This is a genomic window from Granulicella aggregans (assembly GCF_014203275.1).
GTDB lineage: Bacteria > Acidobacteriota > Terriglobia > Terriglobales > Acidobacteriaceae > Edaphobacter.
On sequence record NZ_JACHIP010000006.1, the window covers coordinates 139,874 to 161,069 of the forward strand.

The following is a 21,196-nucleotide window of genomic DNA, read 5'->3' on the forward strand; positions in this document are numbered from 1 at the left end:
TCAGACCAATGGACTTGATTTCCAAGTAGCATTCAATGCTACATCTACCCTGCGTGCGATAGATGCTATTGATCGCTTGATGCGCCGCGACCACCTTCCAGCTCATCCAACTCCGCGAATACCTCTTGAAGCGTCACCCGGATCTCCGTCCCGGGAACCGCAAGCTCCTCCGGCACCTGCCGATGCCCGTTCGCGTCCGAGACGAAGGCGGTGCGGCGAAGGGGATCGACGATCCACACCATCGGCACTCCCATCGCAAGGTAGTCCTTCGCCCGCTCTTCGATCTCGCTCATCCGCTGCTCGCTCGACATGACCTCGATACACAGCAGCGGAGCTACGGTGATGATCGCCTCGAACGGATCAATCGCGCGTGTCAAAGTCACGTCAGGGACGCGAAACCGGTTCGCGGCAACCTGAACGCGCTGCTCCGGCCAGACGCGAATGCCCCACTCGCGCTTATGTTGCAGAAAGAGGCCGATGAAGAAGACCTGTATGTTCGAGTGTTGTCCTTCACCGGAGTTGCGCTCCTTCACCTCACCGTCGATCCAGTCACAATCGGGCCGATAGTCAGGTTCGAGATACACCTGCAACGGAACCAGCGTAGAAGCCGCCATAGAAGTCGCCTACCTTGGCACGCAGATTCTGGGTTCATGCCGCGTTCACGGATAGTATCGCAGTTTCGGGGCGCGGGGGCATCCCACTCATCGCGATAAGGCTGCGATGAACGGAACACGGAGCGTTGCAAGTTCCTCTATGGTTCCCGCGCTTCTTTTACGATCATCTCGTCTTCCATCAGCGGCACCGGAATCATGCCGTCATTGTTGAAGCGGTCCATGAAGTCGCGCATGACGAAAGGCTTGCCGGCGATCTCCTGCTGGCGGGAGTACTCCGTCATGAGGCGGTCGAAGAGGATCTTCCCGGTCACGTAGCTCGCACCATATCCGGGCTGGCGAAGATAGAGAAGCTGCTCGAAGGTCGTCAGTGAGTCGCCCGCGACCGCCCATCCCCTCGGTGTCCACGCTGAGTGGAACTGGCCTGCCTGCTCCAGCGTGAAGTCGTTCGATTGAACGTAGAGCGATGCAAGGCCGCGGGCGGCGCGGTTCGCCAGCATCATCCAGACGAGCTCCTTGGCGCGCGGGTTGTCGTCATAGAGGCCGGCGTGCATCACGATCTCTTCGAAGGCCGTGGCGAAACCTTCGGCGCGCGTATCCCAGATATTTGAGAGCGGAGCGAGGCGACGGATGGGGCTGGGGTTGGGCTCGTCGCGCATGCGGGCAAGATCGATCCAGTGATACTCGTGAGACATCAGCAGCATCGGCTCGCGATGCGTGACGCGGGTGAAGAAGATGCGCTTGTCTTCGGGGACGTAGTGGCCCATCTGCGGTTCAAGCGCGCCGCGGATGTATGGCTTGTCCGGAATGATGGGCTTCGTGGTGATGAACTTAACGAACTTGTCCATCCGGTCTCGACTCATCTTGTCGTAGCTGGCCGCGTCGGTGACCGGTTCGAGCGGCGGCAGGTTCTGGTTGTTCAGTTCTTCGAGGCGAAGCGCGGCCTGGGATCGCTCAAGTTCGCGATGCAGAAGGACGACCTGGTCTTCCCAGGGGAAGGGGATGAGGTGGACGTTCTTCTCGTACCAGTTGTAGTTCTCCTTGCCTACGCCGGATGGGCCGGTCTTCTGCGGGGCCAACTTCTCCAGCCACGCGATGAAGTCATCCGTCGCCTTGTGCGCACTGACGACTGCTGCTTGCAGTTCGGGCGTGGTGCCGTTCAAGTCGGCATGTTGACTGCCCTCTAGCGTAGTCACCGTCAACGTTCCCGCTTCAAGCGATGTGAGCGTCGCCGACTGGTCGCGAAGCTCCTGTTCGCCCCACACCCAGAGGTCGCGGGCGTTGCTGTCTTTCAGATTTGTCTTAGCTTCGGCGAGCAGCGCAGGCACCGCCCCGATGCGTCCAGCCAGCGTCTTCTGGTCTGCTGGTGACAGCGGGAACTTATAGGTGTAGAGGTCGATCGCGTCATACGCGAGCGGACCTTCGCGCAGAGGGCAATCGCTGCGCACGGCCCACACACTCACGTAGAACGCGGGATCGAGCGCCCAGGGGCGGAGCACGCGCAGGTTGAAGTCGAAGCCGTTCATCTCTGCTTTGACGAGCTTGTAATCGTTGACCTTCTCGATGGGCCAGCCGGTCACGTCGATCGCCGCAAGCCGCTTCTGCCACTCCGGCAACGCCTTCGCCTTCGCTGCCATCGCGCTTGCGCTGTAGTCCGGAAGCACGCCGTTCATCACGGGCCGCTCGAACGAGCGCCAGCCCTCGAACAACTTCACCAGCTCAGCATATCCGGCTCGCGGCGCGTCTGCTTTGGCAAGAGGCGCTAACGAGATTAACGAGAGAGAAACGAGGGCAAGAAGGACTACAGAGCGGCGTGAAAGAGGCACGAGCGTTCTCCGTGGAATGCAAAGATAGGCGAAAGGGTGATGACGCTATTCTTGCAGACTACGGCTCTCTTGCGAGATTCTTTCGTCGACGAGTGATCGATCTACTGCTCGAACCCAGCCTTCTCCAGGCCCGCCATAAACTGCTCGGCCAACTCCCGCTGCCACCAGATGGACAGCTCTTCATCCGGGGACTTTGCAAAGTCCGGACGCTGTTCGAGCATCAGGGCGAGGGCCTTGCGCGCCGCTGCTTTATCGCCTAACCGCCCCCGCGAGGCAGCGATAAGAAGATTGGTGCGCCAGTGTTCAGGCATGTTGGTGCGGTCGGCGAACTCAAGCGCAGCGCGATATTCACCGTTCCGATAGGCATCCACGCCGGGCACAAACCAGTACCAGCCGGGATGATGCGGGTTCAAACGACGGGCGCTTGCACACAGCACACCGCCGCGTTTCCAGTCGCCGGAGTAGGCCATCAGTAAGCCAAGGTATGCGAGCGTGAATCCATCCATCGGGTTCAACTCCAGCGCTCGCGCGGCGGATAGGCGGAAGCGCTGAAACTCCTTGCGGAAGAACTCCGCTGCGGCGAGAGCATGGTGCGCGAGGTGATTCGAAGGGGCAAGTTCGACAGCCCGCCGAGCGGCTGCCAGAGCGCGATCCAAAGGATCAGGGCCCAGGTTGAAGCCGTGCGTGAACTCCTCTTTGTAGATGAGTGAGAGCATCGCCCAGGCATCCGCATATGCGGGTGACTGCTCCACCGCGCGTTCGAGTGCAGTGCGTACGGGCAGATGCTCTTCCGCACTGAGGCGGTGGAAGTACGCAAAGCAGCGAAGCACAGCTCCGTAAGGAGTCAAAGATGCGGCATCGGCGTTCCGAAGCGTCTCTCCCATGCTGCGCGGCAGCACGCCATAGGAGTCCGCGATCGTGGAGACGATCTGCGGAACGATGTCGTCGAGCAGATCGAACTCCGCCTGCGGGGTGAAGTCACGGTCGTAAGTCTCCGCCCAGAGATGTGCGCCGGTCTCGCGGTCGACTAACTGTGCCGAGAGGCGGACCCTTGGTCCAGCCTGCCGAAGGCTTCCTTCGAGGTAGTACCGCGGCCCCGGATGCTCTCCGTCCGCTGGCTTTCCATGTCCGGTGTGTGATGACGCAGCCACGACGCGAAGATACGAGAACCGGGATAGGCCGGTGAGAATGTCTTCGGTTGCGCCATCGGCATAGCCAGCCAGGCTCGGATCGGTGCCACTCCACTTGAAGGGCCGTACCGCGATCCAGAGGCACTCCTGCATCGCAGCTTCCTGCATGGTCACGCTCGGCGGGGCCGCGCCGTTCGCGGAACTGTCTTCTAAAGGAGCTTGGCTTTCAGGCATCGACGGAACAGACGCCGCAGGATGGGAGACGGGAGCGATGAAGCGATATCCGCGCTTGGGAATCGTTTCGATGTACATCGGGGAGTCAGCGGAATCGCCGAGCGTCTCGCGCAGCTTCATCATCGCGGCGTTCATACTGTGCTCGAAGTCGACGAAGGTGTCCGCCGGCCATAGCTGACGGCGGAGCTCATCGCGGGTCACCAGCTCGCCCGCGTGCTCCAGCAGATAGACGAGGATGCGGAAGCACTGCTCGCGAATCTTCAGCGGGGTGCCGTTTCGCCGCAACTCTGCATTCTGCAGGTCGACCTGGTAGACACCAAATCGCCAGTTCTGTATCCCGTTTGCCACCTGTGGCACGATTTTAAGCCCCTAGCTCCGTTTCGATCAGCATACTTCGGACGATCAACGCGCGAAAGCGCTTCAAGTGCCTGCGCAGCACGTCCGTAATGGTAGTGCTGCGGCAATCGGGAGCGTATCTTTCCGCCTAAATCCAATGTAATCATACGCCCGCGAGATGATCTCGATTTCACCTCGGAATCACCGCGAGAGCATGGCGCCGATGCCCGGAAGCGCGCAGAGTACAACACATCGACAGCGGTTGCCCACAGGGTGGTCGCGTCATTCATAAAGGAGATCTACCATGACACGTCTACTCCCCACTTTCGCCTTGGGCCTCTCACTCGCCACCGTAGCCGTCGCAGGCACTCCAACGGCATTCGCCGAATCAGAGTCCTTGATGACGGTTACGGTTCCGTTTTCCTTCACCGCGAACAACACCGCGTTTCCGGCCGGCACGTACTCCCTCCGCGCCTCGGAGCACTACCTCAGGCTCACCAACGCGAGCAACGGAAAGACCTCGGTCGTCATCACCCGCTATGACGACGGCACCGCCAACCGTGGGACCGCTCGTCTAACCTTCCATCAGCACTCTGGTCAGACCTACCTGGCGCAGGTATGGACCAACGGAAGCAACCTGCATAGCGAACTGCTATCGCACCCCAAGCCAAACCGGGAGATCGGTCAGGCAAACTTGCCGGACCGCACCTTCGAGATCGCTACGAAGTAGCCACGATGTTGGAGCCCTCCCCCAAACAGACTGCGGGCCGCATTTATCGATGCGGCCCGCAGTCGCTTTAAGGACTCGATGTCCTAGCGGGTGGAACTCTCTACGTGTGGCTTTCTGCGCAGAAGTTCCCCACGGCCATATTCCCCAACGAACGCGCCGTCTCTTACCTGCACCTTGCCGCGCACTGTGACCACGTCCGGCCGGCCATCGATCTCGACGCCTTCGAAGCCGCTGTAGTCGCAGTTCATATGCTGCGTTTTTACGGAGATATTGCCGCGATAGGCAGGATCGTAGATCACAAGGTCAGCGTCGCTGCCCACCGCGATCTCCCCTTTACGCGGATAGAGTCCGAAGAGCTTTGCCGCCTTCGTGCTCAGCGCATCGACGAAGCGGTTCAAGCTCAAGCTTCCGCGACTGACACCATACGTGTACATCAGGTTCACACGATCTTCGAGGCCAGGGATACCGTTGGGGATAAGCGTGAAATTATCTTTCCCCAGCAGCTTCTGTTCGAGATCGAACGGGCAGTGATCGGTGCCCACCGTGTCAATGCCGCCGTCTTCGAGCGCCTCCCACAGAGTCGCCTGGTTGCGCTTGTCACGCAGCGGCGGCGACATCACGTACTTCAGTCCCTCAACGCCCTCGCGTCCGGCGTAGGTCTTATCGAGAAGGAAGTGCGGCAGCACGGATTCGACGGAGATCTTTACGCCGCGCGCCTTCGCATCGAGCGCTGCCTTCAACGCAGGCGCGCAAGAGAGATGCACAACGTAGCCGGTGGCTCCGGTGGTCTCGAGGAAGGTTGCGAAGCGAGTCGTTCCCTCTGCTTCGACCGTCTCCGGACGGCTGGGCTCATGCCACTCCGGCCCGGTCTTCCCGGCAGCGATCAGCTCCTGCTGCAAGCGGCTCACCAACTCGGCGTTCTCGCAGTGCGCGGTGACGATGACGCCCAATTCGCGAGCCAGCTTCAGTGTCTGGTACATCTCGCCATCGTCGACGCCAAAGAAGTTCTTGTACGAGAGAAAGATCTTGAACGAGGTCGTGCCATCGGCAACGATCTCGCGAAGCTGAGCTTCGGTCTTCTCGTCGAAGCGCGTCACCGCCATGTGAAAGGCGTAGTCGCAGGCGCTGAGGCCAGCAGCCTTCTGCTTCCAGGTGTTGTAGCCCTCCATCGCATCTTCGCCGCGCGACGGACAGCACATCTCGATCAACGTCGTCGTGCCACCAACGAGCGCAGCCGTGCTGGCCGTCTTGTAGTCGTCCTTGGCGAAGGTGCCCATGAAGGGGAGGTGGATGTGAACGTGGGGATCGATGAAGCCGGGGAAGATGTACTTGCCGGTAGCATCGATGACCTTGGTTCCCGGAAGCACTTCGATGTGCTTGCCGATCGCCGAGATCGTCTCGTCCTCAATATAGATGTCGGCAAAATAACGATCTTTGCTGGTTACAATCTCGCCGTTGCGAATCAGCAGACACATTGGATCTTCCCCCCAGCAAACGATCGTTCTACTGTACTTTGCCCAGCGGCCGCAACTGCGCCAGTTCGCGGGCACAGGCGATGGCGTGGAGCGCGGCCAGTTTGAGATTGTCCGCTGCCACCAGCAGCTTGAAGCGAGTGTTCTCCGCCTGGCTTGCGTCGGCCGCTTCGACCGTCACCATGACCTCTTCCTGTCCCGTCGCGCTGAGATTGCTTGGCGGCTCGGAGTCCTTCGAGAGCAGATCGATGTGCTCTCCAACCAGGCTGAGCTCGAAGGCCTCAAGCGTCGTTGGCTCGGCAAGCTCGATAAAGATGGAGATGACATAGCCGTGAAAGACCGGCGCATGAATCAACTGCAACGCAAGCGGTGGGGCATCCCCAAGCAGCGCGTGGAAGTGGGACTGGATGCGCGATTCGGTCCCGGCAAGCTTCACCTTTGCTTCTTCGCCCATCGTCTTCAGGAGGTTGAAGGCCACCTGCGCGTCATAGACATCGCGCGGCAGCTTCTGGAAGGAGAGCAGGCTCACGGTCTGTTGGTGCAACTCGTCCATCGCGACGCGACCGTACTGGGACGCTGGCTCAAGCACGGTTGCGGAGAGTCCAGTCACCTTGAACTTCGCCGACGCACGCGCGGTAACGAGCCCCAGGATGACCGCTGCCGGATGAGCGGCCACTACGACCGATGTCTCGAGATCAAGCTCGCGCGAGGCAGAGACCCATGGCGAGCGCACGAAGACGCCCGGTTCCTCTTCAAGCGCGAAGGTCATATCGACGGTTCCAGCACCGGCCTTGCGTGCGGTCTGCCAATACTTCGTGGCAACCTCGGCCTCCCCAGCGAAAAAGACGAAGTCCATGGCATCGAAAGAGTTCCCGTCGATCGGCTGGATGAACGAGATCTCGTCTCCTGCAGAAGCAAGCTTCCCCGTGGCACCATCTTCATCAAGCAGCGTGAAGCTGGAAGCCGCGAAGGTCGAGTCACTCAGCGCGTCGCCCAGCTCCTTGCCGGCCAAAGACGCGGCTCCTACAATCGCGATGCGATAGATTTTGTTGCTCATCTCCTACCTGCTTCCTGCGCGTTCCAGATCGCGGCACCAACAGCCTACTCTAAGCGCTGCCACCCTGTGCCGACCGGCGGCGTTCCCTGCTCCATGAATAAGCGAGACGCGCCAACACGCCCGATACTAAATATCCCAACGCGATGATCAGCAGGGCCCACTCCGACTCCATCACCAGCACGGCCACCACGATAGCCAGAATGAGCAACTGACGCACTGGATGGCTGGCGCCGAGATTAATCTCCTTGCCGCTCCAGAACCGCCAACTGCTGACCATGAGGAATCCCGTGCCTGCGATCAATCCGAGCCAAAGAATCGACATGCGCGCGTCGACGATGGGCGAGCCGCGAAAGAAGTGAACTACGGCCGCCAGCACGCCTGCGCCAGCCGGAATCGGCATCCCGACAAAGTACTTGCGTCCCGGACGTCCGGGATTCCGTGGCTGAGGGTTGACGCTCACGTTGAAGCGCGCAAGCCGGCTTGCCCCGCAAATGAGGAACAGGAAACAGACGAAGACGCCGACGTGAAGGATGCGCTCCCGCAGCATGGGGTAAGCCAGCAGCGGCAACATCCTGAAGCCCCAGATGTAAGCGAGCAGGCTGGGAGCGACGCCGAAGGTGATCACGTCGGCCAGCGAGTCCAGTTCCTTGCCAAACTCGCTCGTCGTATTCGTCATCCGCGCGATGCGGCCGTCCAGGCCATCGAAGAGCACAGCAAATCCGATCGCCAGCGCAGCGCGGTCGAAATAGTTCGGGTCGGCGACGCTGCCCTGCACGCTCTGCGTAATCGCGTAGTACCCGGCGGCAATGTTGCCCGCGGTAAAGAGCGACGGCAGAACGTACATGCCGCGGCGCGGCTTGCGGACTGGCTTCACCGCTGGATCCGGAGCCGAAGTCGTAGCCACGAAGAACGCCGGAGTCGGCTCCAGCGGCACCTCGGGTAACGGCTCAGTTCCGGGTGAGACGAGATCGTCTGGCATTAAGCTCCCACTGCCTGGGCCACGGTTCCGTAGGCCTCTGCATCTGCGGGAAGAACTGCGAGCACGGTCAATCCGCCAACCACGCGGTCACCCTTGCTGACGCGAAGATCGACGTCGGCAGGCATCAGAACATCGACGCGGGAGCCAAACTTGATCAACCCCATGCGCTCTCCGCGCTCCACCTTGTCGCCCACCTTCAGGTTGCAGACTATACGGCGGGCAAGCAGCCCGGCGATCTGCTTGAAGCTGACCTCATACACACCGTTGTCGATGACAATCAGCGTCTGCTCGTTCAGCATCGCGGAATCCTTGTTCATCGCGTTGAGGAACTGACCCTTGCGGTACTCGCATACCGTAACTGTGCCGCTGATCGGAGACCGGTTCACATGCACATCGAAGACGCTGAGGAAGATGCTCAGGCGAAGGCGGCTCCCGCTCTTCGTCTCGACCCAGTTGGACTCCGTGACCACGCCATCGCCCGGCGAGACGATCAGGTCAGCGCCCTGGGGGATGACACGGGTGGGGTCGCGGAAGAACCAGAGGAAAAAGAGCACGAGAATGACCGGAATCGCAGTGAGAGCGATGGAGCCGGTGAAGTGCCAGAGAATCGCAGCGACGACCCCGAAACCCAGCGCGTAGAAGTAGCCGTCCTTGACCATAGGGTCTGATTATAAATCCACTTAGGGTGCTGGCTGGGCCGGGGTGGCAGGATCTGAGGACTCCCGTTTCAGGACGAGACGCATCAGGATGGCGTCGTCCGCCGGAGCGTGGTAGTAGCCGCGTCGCCTCCCGGCGACTTCAAATCCGAGTTCTCCGTAGAGGGCGGTAGCCCCTGTGCTTTGGCTCCGCACTTCGAGATCGAGATGCGATGCGCCCTGAACCCTGCACCAGCCGATGACGCTCTGGCAGAGCTCCCGACCGATCCCTCGTCGCTGCGCTGAAGCCGCCACGCCGACGGATTCGAGCTCTCCCGAGCAATCCCCGGCGATGCGGTCTACTCTTCCAACCGCGAAGCCGACGATGTCGCCGCCGGAGTCAGCGACGAAGAGACGCCGGAGCGGAATCGAGTCCGGACCCGCGATCGCAGCACGGTACTCGGCGACCGGCCAGTGCGGAAGTGTGTCGAGCTCGCGATCAAGGAGAACAACGGCCTCAATGTCCGCATCGCCCGCCAACCTGAAGCTCACTTCGCCGATAGGCTTCATCCTGCTCCTTACCTGGGTGGTGATGAGAAGATCTCGGCGTCGGTGCGGCGGAGATAGTTGGCGTCAAGCGTCGCCGAGTCCGCGATCTCGCCTTGTTGGAAGTGGAGAAGCGCCATCTGCAAAGCGTCGGCCGAGTTCGGTTCGGGTATCCGCGTTGCAGGCAGGATTCCCGCCAACGCCCGCTCGACGGCGTCTTCGCAGAAGACGATCAGGTCCGACTCGCCGGCGGCGACAAGCGCGCCGTCAAGTGAAAGAAGCTTCTCGCCCAGCGGATCGCCATCACGGTATCGTCCGCAGTAGAACTCGCCGCGTCCGGCATCGAGCAAGGCACACACTACATTCGGCTTCGGGACCATACTTTGACTCGCCACGGAAGCGAGCAACTCCAGCCGCGAGATCGCGATCAAGGCAGCTCCGCTGGCCTCGCTGAGTCCCTTGGCGACACTGAGGCCCACGCGAACCCCGGTGAAGGAGCCGGGGCCGGTGACCACGGCGATGGCTTCTACTTCGGCCACCTTCCATTCTGCGGCTGCCAGGGCGAGGCGTAGCTCTGCCACCAGCCTCTCGGAGGCCGATCTTCCCGGCATGGTGACAAGCTGAATCTCGCCGGCGTTGGCAGTGTCGGCGAGGGCAAAGCTGCCTTCCGCGCCACAGGTGTTGATCAGAAGAAGCTTCATCCTATGCGCAACCCCGTGCATCGGCGACGATTTCAACCAGCACGCCAGCCGCACTTGAAGGATGGATGAAGAAGTAGCGATGGCCACCCGCACCGATGCGGATCGAGTCGCTCGCCAGCCTCATGCCTGCGGCCCTGCACTCGTCAAACTTCGCGTCGACGTCTTCTACCCGGATCGCAATGTGGTGGATCCCTTCCCCACGCCGTTCCAGGAACCGGCCGACTATGGTCTCCGGAGACAGCGGTTCAAGCAGTTCGAGACGGGTGGAGCCCAGCTGAAGCATCGCCGTCCGCACGCCTTCGTGTGCGATCTCCTCGGTCGCGCCTGTTTGCAGTCCCAGCACCCCATAAAACTTCCGCGCCACTTCGATACTGAGCACCGCGATCCCGATGTGATCCAGACAAAGCGATAAGTCCGCGCCGCCTAGCAGGCCGGGGGGAAGATCTTCGGGGACCAGAGCTTCCTGGAAAGAAGTTGCCATCACGAGAGCGATGATAACGCGTCCGAACTTCCGAACCCCTCGCCTTGACACCCGTGTGAGGGCAAAGGCTATGCTTGTTCGCACAGAGAAAGTGTCTCTCCACAACACCCGAGGCCATTGGACATGCCGGTCGAGATAACGCCGCACGCTGCTTCCGAGACGTACTCGCCCAGCCGAAACAGCCCAAACCTCAAGTGGGCAGTCTGCGGCCTGCTCTTCCTCGCGACCACCATCAACTACATGGACCGCTCGGTGCTTTCGCTGGTCGAGCCGCTCTTGCACAGCCTTCCCTTCATGGGATGGGACTTCGCCCGCGACGCCGCCCACCAGACCCTCTTCAATAACAACTACGGCAACATCATCATCTGCTTCCAGATCGCCTACGGCATCGGCCTGCTCTGCGCAGGCCGGATGGTCGACCGGCTCGGCACAAAACTGGGCTACGCGCTGGCCATTGGCGTGTGGGCTTGCGCTTCGATGGGCCACGCCTTTGTCTTCTCCGTCGCGGGATTCTGCATTGCGCGCTTCATGCTCGGAATCGGCGAGGCGGGCAACTTCCCCGCCGCGATCAAGGCGACCACCGAGTGGTTCCCCTCCGAGGAACGAGCCTTTGCCACCGGCATCTTCAACTCCGGCGCAAACGCGTCGTTCTTCATCGCGCCGCCGCTGGTGGCCTTCGTCACCGCAAAGTGGGGCTGGCACGCGGCATTTCTGACCACCGGCTCGATGGGCCTGATCTGGCTCGTTATCTGGCTGATCTTCCCTTACAACCGGCTGCGGCGCGGCGCTACGGAAACCCAGCCGGATCTGGATCTTTCCACACAGGTAAAGACGCCCTACGGCAAACTCTTCGGGCAGCGCGGGCTCTACGCCTTCTCCATCTGCAAGGCTTTCACCGACCCGGTTTGGTGGTTCTATCTCTTCTATCTGCCGAAGTTCCTGAATGAAAACTACGGTCTCGACCTCGCCCACGCCAAGGTGCCGATCATCGTCGTCTACGCCTGCTCGAGCGTGGGGTCGATCGGCGGCGGATGGCTCTCCGGCGCACGCATCAAGAGTGGCCACACGGTGAACCACGGCCGTAAGTTCGCGCTGTTGCTATGCGCCCTCTGCGTCCTTCCCGTCCTTCTGATCCCGCAACTAGGCCACATGTTCCCGACCAACGCCTGGCCCGCAATCGCAGTCTTCTCGCTCGCCGCCGCAGCGCACCAGGGCTGGTCGTGCAATATGTACTCCACCGTCTCCGATATGTTTCCGTCGAGCTCCGTCAGCAGCGTCATCGGCATTGGCGGAGCTGCTGGAGCAGTGGGCGGGGCGCTCTTCACCTGGATCGTCAAGAGCTTCTTCGCCCTTCACCCGCTGCTTATCTTCATGATGGCGGGCCTCGCCTACGTCACGTCTCTGGCCATCTTCCAGTGGTTGGTTCCCCGCCTGGGCGAGAAGAAGCAGCCCTTCGCAGCAACGATTTAGCTTGGTCCCGACCCGACGTCCGAGGTGACCTATGAGCTTCCCTGGCCCGGCGAACAACCGCGCCAGCCATTTCAAGCTCTACACTTAAAGACGGTAGGTCGATGACTACAAACGCAGCGCTCAAATCCGGCAGGCGGCAGTTGATGATCCACGACGGCGCAGCCTTCCTTATCCTCACCGCAGTCACCGGTGTGCTCTTCGCGGTGACGCTCTTCCTCTTCCGGTCTTTCTCCTCGCACCGGGCCGATCTTGCGGTCGAAGCCAGTGACGCCGGTAAAGAGGCGCTCGCGCAGCATCGCCCGCATGATGCCATCGCCTCCCTGCGAGAGGCGCTCTCTTATGCTCCCAATCAGCGCGACTACCAACTCCTCCTCGCGCAGGCACTTGGTGAAGACGGGCGAATCGAAGAGGCAAACAACTACTTCCTGAATCTCCGCGAGGCCGAACCAGGCGATGGCTTCATCAACCTGCAGCTTGCGCGGCTCGCCCGCCAGCGCAAGCTGAAACAGCAGGCTGTCGACTTCTACCGCGCCTCCATCTTTGGCGACTGGAAGGGCGAGGGCGACGTACACCGCCGCCGCGTCCGGCTTGAACTTGCCGACTTCCTCATCGGGCAGAAAGACTTGCAGGAAGCACAGTCCGAGCTGGTCATCGCCGCCAGCAACGCGCGATCGAGTTCGGACCCGGCGCTCGACATGACCATTGGCGACGCCTTCCTCCAGGCTGGAGACAGCGCGAACGCTCTTCGGCTCTACCAGAAAGCGATGATCGACAGCCCGCGCGATCCCGTCGCCTACGAGAAGGCAGGCCGCATCGCCTACCGCCAGGGAGACTTCGCCCACGCTGCGGAGTGGCTGGAACATGCGCTGCGCGAGAGCGCTGGGAATCCGGGCTCCGCTGCTGATCCTGAAGGTGACACCGCCACGCTCCAGAAGAACTCCGAACGGCTGCTTGCGCTGGCCCCGGCGGCTGCAACAACCCGCACGGACCGCGTCGCTCGCGAGATCCATAATCGGGCACTGGCGAAGCAGCGCTTCGATGCCTGTCTCAAGCAAAGTTCAACACCCAAGTCCTTGCCTTCCGCCGCCTTGCAAAACTTGGCTGCGCGCTGGACCAGCGCCGTGAAGACGACGCGCATCGCCCTTTTGAGCGACAGAACCACCGAGGCTGATCTCAACACGCTCATCGGCGACACAGAGATTCTGACCGCACAGACTTGCGGTCCGCCGAAGGGTGATGACGGCCTTCTGCTCATCCTCGCTCAACGTAACGTCCAACCAACTCGCTAGCAGGAGAGCAATGCAGGTTTCATCGCAAACTACAGAGCAGATCGCACCGCAGCCCGGAACGGTCTCGACCAAGACCGCCGCTGAGCTGGCGGCCGAGATCTCGCCCGCCCGCGAAGAGCGGATCTTCCTTCTGCTCTCCATCTTCATCGGCATCATCTCCGGCCTGCTGGTGGTCAGCTTTCGGATGGCCATCGATTGGCTACAGGTGCTCCTACTTGGAACTGAGACCGGGCCGCACCGGCTCCGTCTTATCTTCGTGCCGGCTGCGGCTGGGCTTGCGATCGCTCTGCTGACCAAATACGTCTTTCCGCAGGTTCGCGGAAGCGGCGTAAACCAGACCAAGGCCGCTCTCTACATCTCGAACGGCTACATCTCGATCCGCACCGTGATCGGCAAGTTTCTTCTCTCGTCGCTGGCGATCGGGAGCGGACATTCGCTCGGGCCTGAAGACCCATCGCTGCAGATCGGCGCGGGCGTGGCGTCTCTGATCAGCCGCAAGATGGGGCTGTCGCGGGAGAAGCTGCGCATCTTTGCTCCGGTCGGCGCGGCAGCAGGTCTGGCCGCGGCCTTCAACGCTCCTATCTCGGCAATTCTGTTCGTCATTGAGGAGGTCATCGGCCAGTGGAGCGCCGGCGTTCTCGGCTCGATCGTTCTCTCCGCTGTGGCCAGCGTCGTAGTGGCGCGGTCCTTCTGGGGATCGGAGCCGATGTTCCGCATCCCCGTCGTGACAGAGTTGGACTCGCGCGAACTCCTGGCCTACGCCGTTCTGGGATTGGTCGGGGGCGTGGCTTCGCTGGTCTTCGCGAAGGCGCTCGGTTACCTGCGGCCCAGACTCCGCGCACAGACTTCATGGACGATCTTCCAGCCTGCGGTTGCGGGTCTGCTGGTGGGCGGCATCGGATACTTCGGCCTGCCTCAGGTCATGGGCGCGGGATATGAGGCCATCGACCAGGCGATGCACGCGCAGTTCGCCTTCAAGATTCTGATTCTGCTGGCGATCTTCAAGATCATTGCGACGACGCTGTCCTTCTCCAGCGGCACACCCGGCGGCATGTTCGCTCCGACGCTTTTCATCGGCGCGATGCTTGGAGCGGCTGTCGGATCGTTTGAGAAGCACTACTTCCCTTACCTCCAGGGTTCGACGGGATCGTATGCGCTGGTGGGCATGGGCGTCCTCTTTGCTGCCTTCCTGCGGGTGCCACTGACCTCGGTCTTCATGGTGCTGGAGGTGAGCGGGAATTACTCCGTCATCTTGCCGGTGATTCTTGCGAATACGATCGCCTACCTGATCTCGCGGGCGCTTCAGCCGGTGCCGATCTTCGAGCTCTTCACCCATCAGGATGGGCTCTATCTGCCGTCCATGGAAGAGGAGCGCGAGGACAGACACGATCTTCACTTTGAGGACGCCTTGGGTCCAATCAACGTTCCAGTCTTCAAAGGGTCCGAGATTTTGGGAGACGCCCGAAAGTCCGTCCTCGACGCGTTTGAAAAGACTCCAGGAGCAATGGCTGCTTTGATCCAGTGCAAGGATGGGGCGTGGTATGCGGCTACGCGGCAGGAGTTGGAGACGATCTTCTCGGCGATGAACGAGGAGACGGACGCGAAGCAGTCGCTGGAAGAGCGACTTGGCGGTGAGCGCACTCCGACTATGTATCCGGATCAATCGCTGGCTACTGCGCTTCCCTTCTTCCGCCGATGGCCGTTGATTCCGATCTCGAACCGGGCCATGCGTGGTGCGCTTGAAGGGGTACTTTCGCAGGCGGATGTGATCCGGAGATATCAAGGAAACTAGAGTTCGCTGAATGCAAAAAGCCCCGGCCAGATACGAATCTGGCCGGGGCTTTTTGTAACTGCTGTGGTTACTTATTCTTCGCGCGATAAAGCTCGATGAGTTTATTCGTCGAGCTATCGTGCTTCAGCTCCGAGTCGCTCGAAAGCTCAGGGATGATGCGGTTGGCGAGTACCTTGCCAAGCTCAACGCCCCACTGGTCGAACGAGTCGATCTGCCAGATGCAGCCCTGCACGAAGACGCTGTGTTCGTACAGCGCGACCAGCTTGCCGAGAATCTCCGGCGTGAGCTTATCGGCAAGGATCACGTTCGAAGGGCGATTGCCTTCAAACGTCTTGTGCGGGATGAGGGCTTCGGGAACCTTCTCTGCCTTCAACTCGTCGGGCGTCTTACCGAAGGCGAGAGCCTCGGCCTGGGCGAAGACGTTCGACATGAGGAACTTGTGGTGGTCGCCGAGCGGGTTCAGGGTCTCGAAGAAGCCGATGAAGTCGCAAGGGATGAGCTTGGTTCCCTGGTGGATGAGCTGGTAGAAGGAGTGCTGGCCGTTGGTGCCTGGCTCGCCCCAGAAGATGGGTCCGGTCTCGTAGTCGACGTGGTGGCCGGAGAGCGTGACGTGCTTGCCGTTCGACTCCATGGTGAGCTGCTGCAGGTATGCAGGGAAGCGTTTCAGGTACTGCTCGTAGGGCAGGACGGCGACGGTCTGGGCATTGAAGAAGTCGTTATACCAGACGGTGAGCAGGCCGAGGATGACGGGCAGGTTCTTCGAGAGCTCCGTGGTCTGGAAGTGCACGTCCATCGAGTGGAAGCCGGCAAGGAGTTCCTTGAACTGATCCGGCCCGATCGCGAGCATCGTCGATAAGCCGATGGCCGAGTCCATCGAGTAACGACCGCCGACCCAGTCCCAGAAGCCGAACATGTTTGCAGTGTCGATGCCGAACTTCGAGACGGCAGCGGCGTTGGTCGAGAGCGCGACGAAGTGCTTCGCGATGGCAGCGTCATCCTTCAACTGCGCGAGCGCCCAGGCGCGGGCGGAGTTCGCATTGGTCATGGTCTCGAGCGTGGTGAAGGTCTTCGAAGCGACGATGAAGAGCGTCTCGTCTGCCTTCAGGTCATGCGTGGCTTCGACAAAGTCCGTGCTATCTACGTTCGAGACGAAGCGGAAGGTGAGGTCGCGCTGGGTGTAGTGGCGGAGCGCCTCGTAGGCCATGACGGGGCCGAGGTCCGAGCCGCCGATGCCGATGTTCACGATGTTCTTGATGGGCTTGCCGGTGTAGCCCTTCCACTCGCCGGAGCGGATCTTTTCGGAGAAGGCAGACATCGCGTCTAGAACTTCATGCACCAGCGGAACCTGGTTCACGCCATCCAAGTTGATGACCTGATCCGGGGTGGAGCGGAGCGCAACGTGAAGCACCGCCCGATCTTCCGTGATATTGATCTTCTCGCCGGAGAACATGGCGTCGAGCTTGGCCTTCAGGCCGGACTCCTCAGCAAGCTGGAGCAGAAGCTTCAGGGTCTCGGCGGTGATGCGGTTCTTCGAGTAGTCGAAGTAGAGGCCCTCCGCGCTGATAGCGAAGGTCTCTCCGCGCTTCGGGTCGGCGGCGAAGAGCTCGCGCATGTGCTTCTTTTCGATCTCGGAGTAGTGCGCTTCCAGCGCCTTGAACGCGGGCATGTCACGGAGCAATGTCTCAGCCATCTCTATCCTCTTTCCTTGCTGCGAATTCCCTATCCATTCTGCAACAGAACGCGCTCCGCCGCTCTGGGTACGAGTGAGGATTCTTGAAAAATGAATTTTCGGGGTTCCATCTCGCACGCGGATTAATGTTCCACGTGGAACATTGAGCGTCTTTGCGGGGTGCGAAAAATGCAAAGTCGTCTATCTATTTGGGATAGGGTTTTCCACCGGTCGAATTGGGCCGAATGTTCCACGTGGAACATTAATTGCTTAGCGTAAAAAGCAGCACGCCCAGCCAAAATCGGCTGGGCGTGGGGATGATTCAGGCTAAGAATCAGCCTGCATTGGCAGGATGAACGACACGGTAGCTTGCTCCGCCACGCGACCAGACGAGCAGAAGGATGTCTTTGCTGGCGGGGTTGGCGCGCACTGCGGAGACGAACTTATCCGCAGAGGCGACGGGTTGACGGTTGAGTTCCAGGATGACGTCGCCGGGAGCAAGACCGGCCTCATCCGCCGGGCTCTCCGGGCGAACGGTCTGGACAGCTACACCGTGGACTTCATCCGGCAGGCGAAGCTGCTGGCGAAGGTCCGGTGTGAGGTCGCCCACGGAGACTCCAAGCTTGCCGGGTTTTGCGTTGGTGGTGGAGGAGTCGCCGTCGTTCTCGGCGGTCTCGGCTTTGGCGTGGAACTCGCCGACCTTTACAGACAAGGTTTGGGGAGCGCCGTCGCGCAGGATGCCGAGCGAGATGCTGGTTCCGGGCTGGTCCTGGCTGACGATGACCTGGAGTGCGCCGCCGTTGATGATGGGCTGGCCGTCGAGCGAGCGGATGACATCGCCGCTCTTCATACCTGCCTTGGCTGCGGGCGAGTCGGGCGAGACCTGGGAGACGATCGCGCCGTCAGCGTCCTTCAACTTGAAGAAGCTGGCGTTCTCCGGCGTGACGTCGTTCATCGAGATGCCGAGGTAGCCGTGATGGACCGCGCCAGACTTGATGATCTGGTCGGCGACATTGCGGACCGTCAGCGACGGGATGGCGAAGCCTGCACCGGCGAAGGAGCCGGAGCTGGTCATGATGCCGTTGTTGATGCCGACGAGTTCGCCGTGGGCGTTGACCAGCGGGCCGCCGGAGTTACCGGGGTTGATGGCGGCATCGGTCTGGATGAGGCCACCGGGGGCGCGGCGGTTGTCGGAGAAGTTGTTGGGGCGGTTGAGCGCGCTAACGATGCCGCGGGTGACGGAGAACTGGAGCGAGCCGAACGGCGAGCCAAAGGCCAGGACGGTCTGTCCGGGGTGCAATTTGGCGGAGTCGCCCCAAGCGATGCTGGGCAGGTCATGGGCGTCGACCTTGATGACGGCGATGTCTGTAAGTTTGTCTGTGCCAACAAGTTTTCCAGTCAGCACGCGACGATCGTTCAACGTCACCTTGATCTGGGTTGCGCCGTCGATGACGTGGTTGTTGGTGACGATGTAGCCGTCGGGCGAGATGATGACGCCTGAGCCGATGCCGTGCTCAATCTGCGGCTGCTGGGGCTGACCTTGCCCTTGGCCGAAGGGGCTGCCGGGGCCAAAGAATTGCTCGAAGCCGGGAGGAAGCGCCGACTGGCCGCGCTGCTGTTGGCGGCGGTGTTGCTGGGGCTGCTGGTCGTCGGAGTCGGCATCACTGTCGTCATCGGCTTCGCCGCCAGATTTGGACGTGACGGCGATGTTGACGACGGCGGGCGTGACGCGGGCGGCTACGGACTCTACGGCGTTATCGAGGGCAACCAGCGAGGAGACGCTGTTGTCGTCAAGCGGCGTCGCGCTGAAGCTGGCGGCGTGAACACCGTTGTGGTTGAGGAAGAGGGTTGCGCTGCCCACGATGGCCGCGCCGAGGACGACGGGAGTGGCGTACTTGCGCGCTCCCAACTTGACTTTGTTAACTAATGAATTAGTTGATGCAGACATGCGTATCTCTCCAGGAAGCAGCTTGTTGACGACTACAGTTGAACGATGAGCCAGCCGGCCTGGGTGGGCACGGCGGCATACGGAGTTGCAAAAAATCGGCCATCGGGTGTGCGGAGGACGACGCGGGAGACGGGAACTACGACGTCACCGTCCTGCTCATCGTTTGTGAAGTCGCTCGCACGTTTGGCTTGAACTGAACGCTTGCTGGATGGCTCTTCGAACGACGAAAGAACGAGCCACTGGGGCTTTGCCTGACGTGGTGAGCTCTTGCGCTGGGCCGTCTGCGCTTGTGTGGGAGCGTCTACATTCGCCTTTACGGAGATAGCAGCTACGGGATGCTCTTCAATGGTTTGGGCGTGGGTCAATGGAATTGAAGACGGGTGCATCGAGCGATTTGGTTGGGTTTGGGGCAGACGCAGGTTGGCGTTCTCGAAGTGTGGAGCGACGGTTTGGCGATGTTCTCTCGGCACCGTGATCGCCTCCGCTTGCGCGGAGTTTACGGGTGCATTCTGACTGGTCGCGGCGCGGAAGGAGACCAGCTCCGGGGCATGCGAGATTGCGGCTGAGCCGCCGATGATCGCCACGACGAGAACTGCGGCGATGGCAGGACGGCCTGCGGTGCGTTGGCCCCCAACTGAGCTCAAGATGCTTTCGATTCGCTGAGCAAACTCTGAACGGCGGGCGAAGAGTTTGCCGGTGCCGAAGGCTCCGAGCGCGAGGGCTACCATGCGACGGCGGGCGCTGAGATTGAGGCGGCGCTCGGCGATGGAGGTCAGGCTGGCGGCGTAGGCGCGGGGGGTTTTGGTGCGGGCGAGGACGCCGTCGTCGCAGGCGATCTCGCGCTCGGTGGAGAGGCGGCGGTCGATCCAGAACATGGCCGGATTGAGCGGGAAGAGAACGAGGCCGATCTTCTGGAGGAGGTTCAGCCAGTCGTCGCGGCGGCGGAGGTGTTCCATTTCGTGAAGGACGATGTGGCGGAGTTCGGTGGGCGATAGCTGGTCGCAGAGCCAATCTGGAATGAGGATCTTGGGGGCGAAGAAGCCGATGACGCTGGGACGATCTACGTCCGGGGTGGTGCAGACCTGAACCGCACGATTGGATTGCAGGTTGGCCGATTCCAGAGCTTCCGGAGGGAGTGGCCGGGCTTCGCTCCAAAGCTTGCGCAGGCTAACGGCTTCGAGCGTAAGCCTTACGAGGCGAAGAATCGATGCGCCGAGCCAGATTGCGGCGAGGAGATAGCTCCAGCGGGGATCGAGGAGGAGATGGCTCGGTGCGGCGGCTGAGGTTGGGCTCGAGGTGAAGAGGTGGGCGAGGGGCATCGCCGCCGAGGCGCAGAAGACGGCGGTCCAGATGGCGAAGCGGGCGGAGGCGGTAGTTCCGGGGAGGAGACGAAGGATGAGGCCAGTGACGACGGCCAGGGCGATTCCCTGCCAGAGGCCGGCAATCAGAGCCTGGGCTGCGGGGATGGCGGCGTGCTGCAAGAACTCAAAAGGAAGGTGCATGGCTATGCCTCCTCCCTTTGCGCTGATTCCTGGGGGGTTGCGTCTTCGGGCGCTTCTGCAATGGCTTGCTTCAGGCGCTGGAGCTCCTCGGGGGTGATCTCGTCGTCGCCGAGGAGCGAGAGAAGGAGGCGTTCGCGGGAGTTGCCGAAGAAGCGCTGCATGATGTGGCGGACCTCGGTCTGGCTGGCCTCCTGCTCGGCGACGCAGGGGCTGTAGAGGAAGGCGCGGGCCTCCTGGCGGTGGGTGACGTATCCCTTTTGCTCGAGGATGCGGATCGTGGTGAGGACGGAGTTATAAGCGAGGGTCGCACCGGCGGGCATGGCGGCGACGAGATCGCCGACGGCGGACTCTCCGCGACGCCAGAGAATCTTCATGAGCCTGAGTTCGGCTTCGGTGAGCGTGATGGAGCGCTTCGGCGGCATCGTCAGCTGTGAGACGGAGCAACTAATGGATTAGTTAGCAAAGATTTCTGAGGACGTGGAGTGTAGACGAATGGTGAATACCAAACTCCCAAATTAAAGTAGCAAGGCCGCCCGGAGGCGGCCTTGCTACTTTAATGTTTGCTACTTGCAGCAGCTGCCACCATCGCAGCAGGTTGGATCACCGCAGCAGGCATTGAGGGTTGTGGCCGAAGCCGACAGAGAGACGAGCATGACTGCTGCAAATACCAACGATAGGGCCTTGATCTTCATAAAATCTCCTTTAGGTTTCCTGCGAGAAGGCGACACGACGGTCCATCAGGACCAGCCGTGAAATACGAACAGAGATGAAAATCTCTCTAAATTCGA

At 61.1% G+C, this 21,196-nt stretch carries 19 protein-coding genes; 4 read left to right on the forward strand and 15 right to left on the reverse strand.

The features are described from left to right. Window positions 1–65: 65 nt before the first annotated feature. The 3 genes from HDF16_RS20570 to HDF16_RS20580 all read right to left on the reverse strand — a co-directional run bounded on the left by HDF16_RS20570 (window position 66) and on the right by HDF16_RS20580 (window position 4,158). A complete protein-coding gene (locus HDF16_RS20570) occupies window positions 66–614 on the reverse strand; it encodes a Uma2 family endonuclease (protein WP_184221120.1) in 549 nt (182 codons plus the stop codon). A 137-nt stretch (window positions 615–751) separates the two neighbouring features. Beyond that, entirely contained in the window at window positions 752–2,326 is a 1,575-nt protein-coding gene (locus HDF16_RS20575) for a DUF885 family protein (RefSeq protein WP_348641373.1), read from the reverse strand. A 212-nt stretch (window positions 2,327–2,538) separates the two neighbouring features. After that, window positions 2,539–4,158, reverse strand: a complete 1,620-nt coding sequence (locus HDF16_RS20580; protein WP_348641374.1) for a winged helix-turn-helix domain-containing protein — start codon at window positions 4,156–4,158, stop codon at window positions 2,539–2,541. A 283-nt stretch (window positions 4,159–4,441) separates the two neighbouring features. Here HDF16_RS20580 and HDF16_RS20585 point away from each other — a divergent pair, with 283 nt between their 5' ends. Continuing rightward, window positions 4,442–4,867: a hypothetical protein gene (locus tag HDF16_RS20585; protein ID WP_184221124.1), complete on the forward strand. Its 426-nt coding sequence runs from the start codon at window positions 4,442–4,444 to the stop codon at window positions 4,865–4,867. Between the two features lie 83 nt (window positions 4,868–4,950). Here HDF16_RS20585 and hydA read toward each other — a convergent pair whose 3' ends face one another. From hydA to mce, 7 genes are all read right to left on the reverse strand, one after another. Beyond that, entirely contained in the window at window positions 4,951–6,342 is a 1,392-nt protein-coding gene (gene hydA, locus HDF16_RS20590) for a dihydropyrimidinase (RefSeq protein ID WP_184221126.1), read from the reverse strand. Window positions 6,343–6,370: 28 nt separating this feature from the next. Continuing rightward, window positions 6,371–7,396, reverse strand: coding sequence for an Asd/ArgC dimerization domain-containing protein (locus HDF16_RS20595; RefSeq protein ID WP_184221128.1), 1,026 nt, complete (start codon window positions 7,394–7,396; stop codon window positions 6,371–6,373). A gap of 49 nt (window positions 7,397–7,445) precedes the next feature. Further along, window positions 7,446–8,240 (reverse strand): CDP-diacylglycerol--serine O-phosphatidyltransferase, encoded by a 795-nt coding sequence (pssA, locus tag HDF16_RS20600; RefSeq protein WP_184221456.1) that lies wholly within the window; start codon window positions 8,238–8,240, stop codon window positions 7,446–7,448. Window positions 8,241–8,374: 134 nt separating this feature from the next. After that, window positions 8,375–9,034, reverse strand: coding sequence for a phosphatidylserine decarboxylase (locus tag HDF16_RS20605; RefSeq protein ID WP_184221130.1), 660 nt, complete (start codon window positions 9,032–9,034; stop codon window positions 8,375–8,377). A gap of 21 nt (window positions 9,035–9,055) precedes the next feature. Further along, window positions 9,056–9,580 carry a GNAT family N-acetyltransferase gene (locus HDF16_RS20610; protein ID WP_184221132.1) on the reverse strand — a complete coding sequence of 175 codons (525 nt, stop codon included), beginning with the start codon at window positions 9,578–9,580 and terminating at the stop codon, window positions 9,056–9,058. 8 nt (window positions 9,581–9,588) lie between these two features. After that, window positions 9,589–10,257, reverse strand: coding sequence for a tRNA (adenosine(37)-N6)-threonylcarbamoyltransferase complex dimerization subunit type 1 TsaB (gene tsaB, locus HDF16_RS20615; RefSeq protein WP_184221134.1), 669 nt, complete (start codon window positions 10,255–10,257; stop codon window positions 9,589–9,591). Between the two features lies 1 nt (window position 10,258). Further along, entirely contained in the window at window positions 10,259–10,738 is a 480-nt protein-coding gene (mce, locus tag HDF16_RS20620; RefSeq protein WP_184221136.1) for a methylmalonyl-CoA epimerase, read from the reverse strand. A 123-nt stretch (window positions 10,739–10,861) separates the two neighbouring features. On the opposite strand from mce, the gene HDF16_RS20625 reads away from it, so the two are divergent. The 3 genes from HDF16_RS20625 to HDF16_RS20635 all read left to right on the forward strand — a co-directional run bounded on the left by HDF16_RS20625 (window position 10,862) and on the right by HDF16_RS20635 (window position 15,289). Further along, a complete protein-coding gene (locus HDF16_RS20625; protein WP_184221138.1) occupies window positions 10,862–12,208 on the forward strand; it encodes an MFS transporter in 1,347 nt (448 codons plus the stop codon). Window positions 12,209–12,309: 101 nt separating this feature from the next. Continuing rightward, the gene (locus HDF16_RS20630; protein WP_184221140.1) at window positions 12,310–13,497 is read left to right on the forward strand and encodes a tetratricopeptide repeat protein; all 1,188 of its coding nucleotides are present in this window, start codon (window positions 12,310–12,312) and stop codon (window positions 13,495–13,497) included. 10 nt (window positions 13,498–13,507) lie between these two features. Continuing rightward, complete coding sequence (locus HDF16_RS20635; protein WP_184221142.1) at window positions 13,508–15,289, forward strand: chloride channel protein; 1,782 nt, start codon at window positions 13,508–13,510, stop codon at window positions 15,287–15,289. Between the two features lie 67 nt (window positions 15,290–15,356). On the opposite strand, the gene pgi is transcribed toward HDF16_RS20635, so the two are convergent. The 5 genes from pgi to HDF16_RS31290 all read right to left on the reverse strand — a co-directional run bounded on the left by pgi (window position 15,357) and on the right by HDF16_RS31290 (window position 21,100). Beyond that, window positions 15,357–16,979 carry a glucose-6-phosphate isomerase gene (gene pgi / locus HDF16_RS20640; RefSeq protein ID WP_184221144.1) on the reverse strand — a complete coding sequence of 541 codons (1,623 nt, stop codon included), beginning with the start codon at window positions 16,977–16,979 and terminating at the stop codon, window positions 15,357–15,359. 313 nt (window positions 16,980–17,292) lie between these two features. Continuing rightward, window positions 17,293–18,906 (reverse strand): Do family serine endopeptidase, encoded by a 1,614-nt coding sequence (locus tag HDF16_RS20645; protein ID WP_184221146.1) that lies wholly within the window; start codon window positions 18,904–18,906, stop codon window positions 17,293–17,295. A 32-nt stretch (window positions 18,907–18,938) separates the two neighbouring features. Beyond that, the gene (locus HDF16_RS20650) at window positions 18,939–20,408 is read right to left on the reverse strand and encodes a M56 family metallopeptidase (protein ID WP_184221148.1); all 1,470 of its coding nucleotides are present in this window, start codon (window positions 20,406–20,408) and stop codon (window positions 18,939–18,941) included. A gap of 2 nt (window positions 20,409–20,410) precedes the next feature. Further along, window positions 20,411–20,830, reverse strand: a complete 420-nt coding sequence (locus HDF16_RS20655) for a BlaI/MecI/CopY family transcriptional regulator (RefSeq protein ID WP_184221150.1) — start codon at window positions 20,828–20,830, stop codon at window positions 20,411–20,413. A gap of 141 nt (window positions 20,831–20,971) precedes the next feature. Next, complete coding sequence (locus HDF16_RS31290) at window positions 20,972–21,100, reverse strand: hypothetical protein (RefSeq protein WP_281383528.1); 129 nt, start codon at window positions 21,098–21,100, stop codon at window positions 20,972–20,974. Window positions 21,101–21,196: the final 96 nt, after the last annotated feature.

Excerpts from the sequence above, each read along its gene's own strand:
- HDF16_RS20570 (WP_184221120.1), bottom strand. The coding sequence starts at position 614 with ATGGCGGCTTCTACGCTGGTTCCGTTGCAGGTGTATCTCGAACCTGAC.
- HDF16_RS20585 (WP_184221124.1), top strand. The coding sequence starts at position 4,442 with ATGACACGTCTACTCCCCACTTTCGCCTTGGGCCTCTCACTCGCCACC.
- hydA (WP_184221126.1), bottom strand. The coding sequence starts at position 6,342 with ATGTGTCTGCTGATTCGCAACGGCGAGATTGTAACCAGCAAAGATCGT.
- HDF16_RS20595 (WP_184221128.1), bottom strand. The coding sequence starts at position 7,396 with ATGAGCAACAAAATCTATCGCATCGCGATTGTAGGAGCCGCGTCTTTG.
- pssA (WP_184221456.1), bottom strand. The coding sequence starts at position 8,240 with ATGTACGTTCTGCCGTCGCTCTTTACCGCGGGCAACATTGCCGCCGGG.
- HDF16_RS20605 (WP_184221130.1), bottom strand. The coding sequence starts at position 9,034 with ATGGTCAAGGACGGCTACTTCTACGCGCTGGGTTTCGGGGTCGTCGCT.
- HDF16_RS20610 (WP_184221132.1), bottom strand. The coding sequence starts at position 9,580 with ATGAAGCCTATCGGCGAAGTGAGCTTCAGGTTGGCGGGCGATGCGGAC.
- tsaB (WP_184221134.1), bottom strand. The coding sequence starts at position 10,257 with ATGAAGCTTCTTCTGATCAACACCTGTGGCGCGGAAGGCAGCTTTGCC.
- mce (WP_184221136.1), bottom strand. The coding sequence starts at position 10,738 with ATGGCAACTTCTTTCCAGGAAGCTCTGGTCCCCGAAGATCTTCCCCCC.
- HDF16_RS20625 (WP_184221138.1), top strand. The coding sequence starts at position 10,862 with ATGCCGGTCGAGATAACGCCGCACGCTGCTTCCGAGACGTACTCGCCC.
- HDF16_RS20630 (WP_184221140.1), top strand. The coding sequence starts at position 12,310 with ATGACTACAAACGCAGCGCTCAAATCCGGCAGGCGGCAGTTGATGATC.
- HDF16_RS20635 (WP_184221142.1), top strand. The coding sequence starts at position 13,508 with ATGCAGGTTTCATCGCAAACTACAGAGCAGATCGCACCGCAGCCCGGA.
- pgi (WP_184221144.1), bottom strand. The coding sequence starts at position 16,979 with ATGGCTGAGACATTGCTCCGTGACATGCCCGCGTTCAAGGCGCTGGAA.
- HDF16_RS20645 (WP_184221146.1), bottom strand. The coding sequence starts at position 18,906 with ATGTCTGCATCAACTAATTCATTAGTTAACAAAGTCAAGTTGGGAGCG.
- HDF16_RS20650 (WP_184221148.1), bottom strand. The coding sequence starts at position 20,408 with ATGCACCTTCCTTTTGAGTTCTTGCAGCACGCCGCCATCCCCGCAGCC.
- HDF16_RS20655 (WP_184221150.1), bottom strand. The coding sequence starts at position 20,830 with ATGCCGCCGAAGCGCTCCATCACGCTCACCGAAGCCGAACTCAGGCTC.
- HDF16_RS31290 (WP_281383528.1), bottom strand. The coding sequence starts at position 21,100 with ATGAAGATCAAGGCCCTATCGTTGGTATTTGCAGCAGTCATGCTCGTC.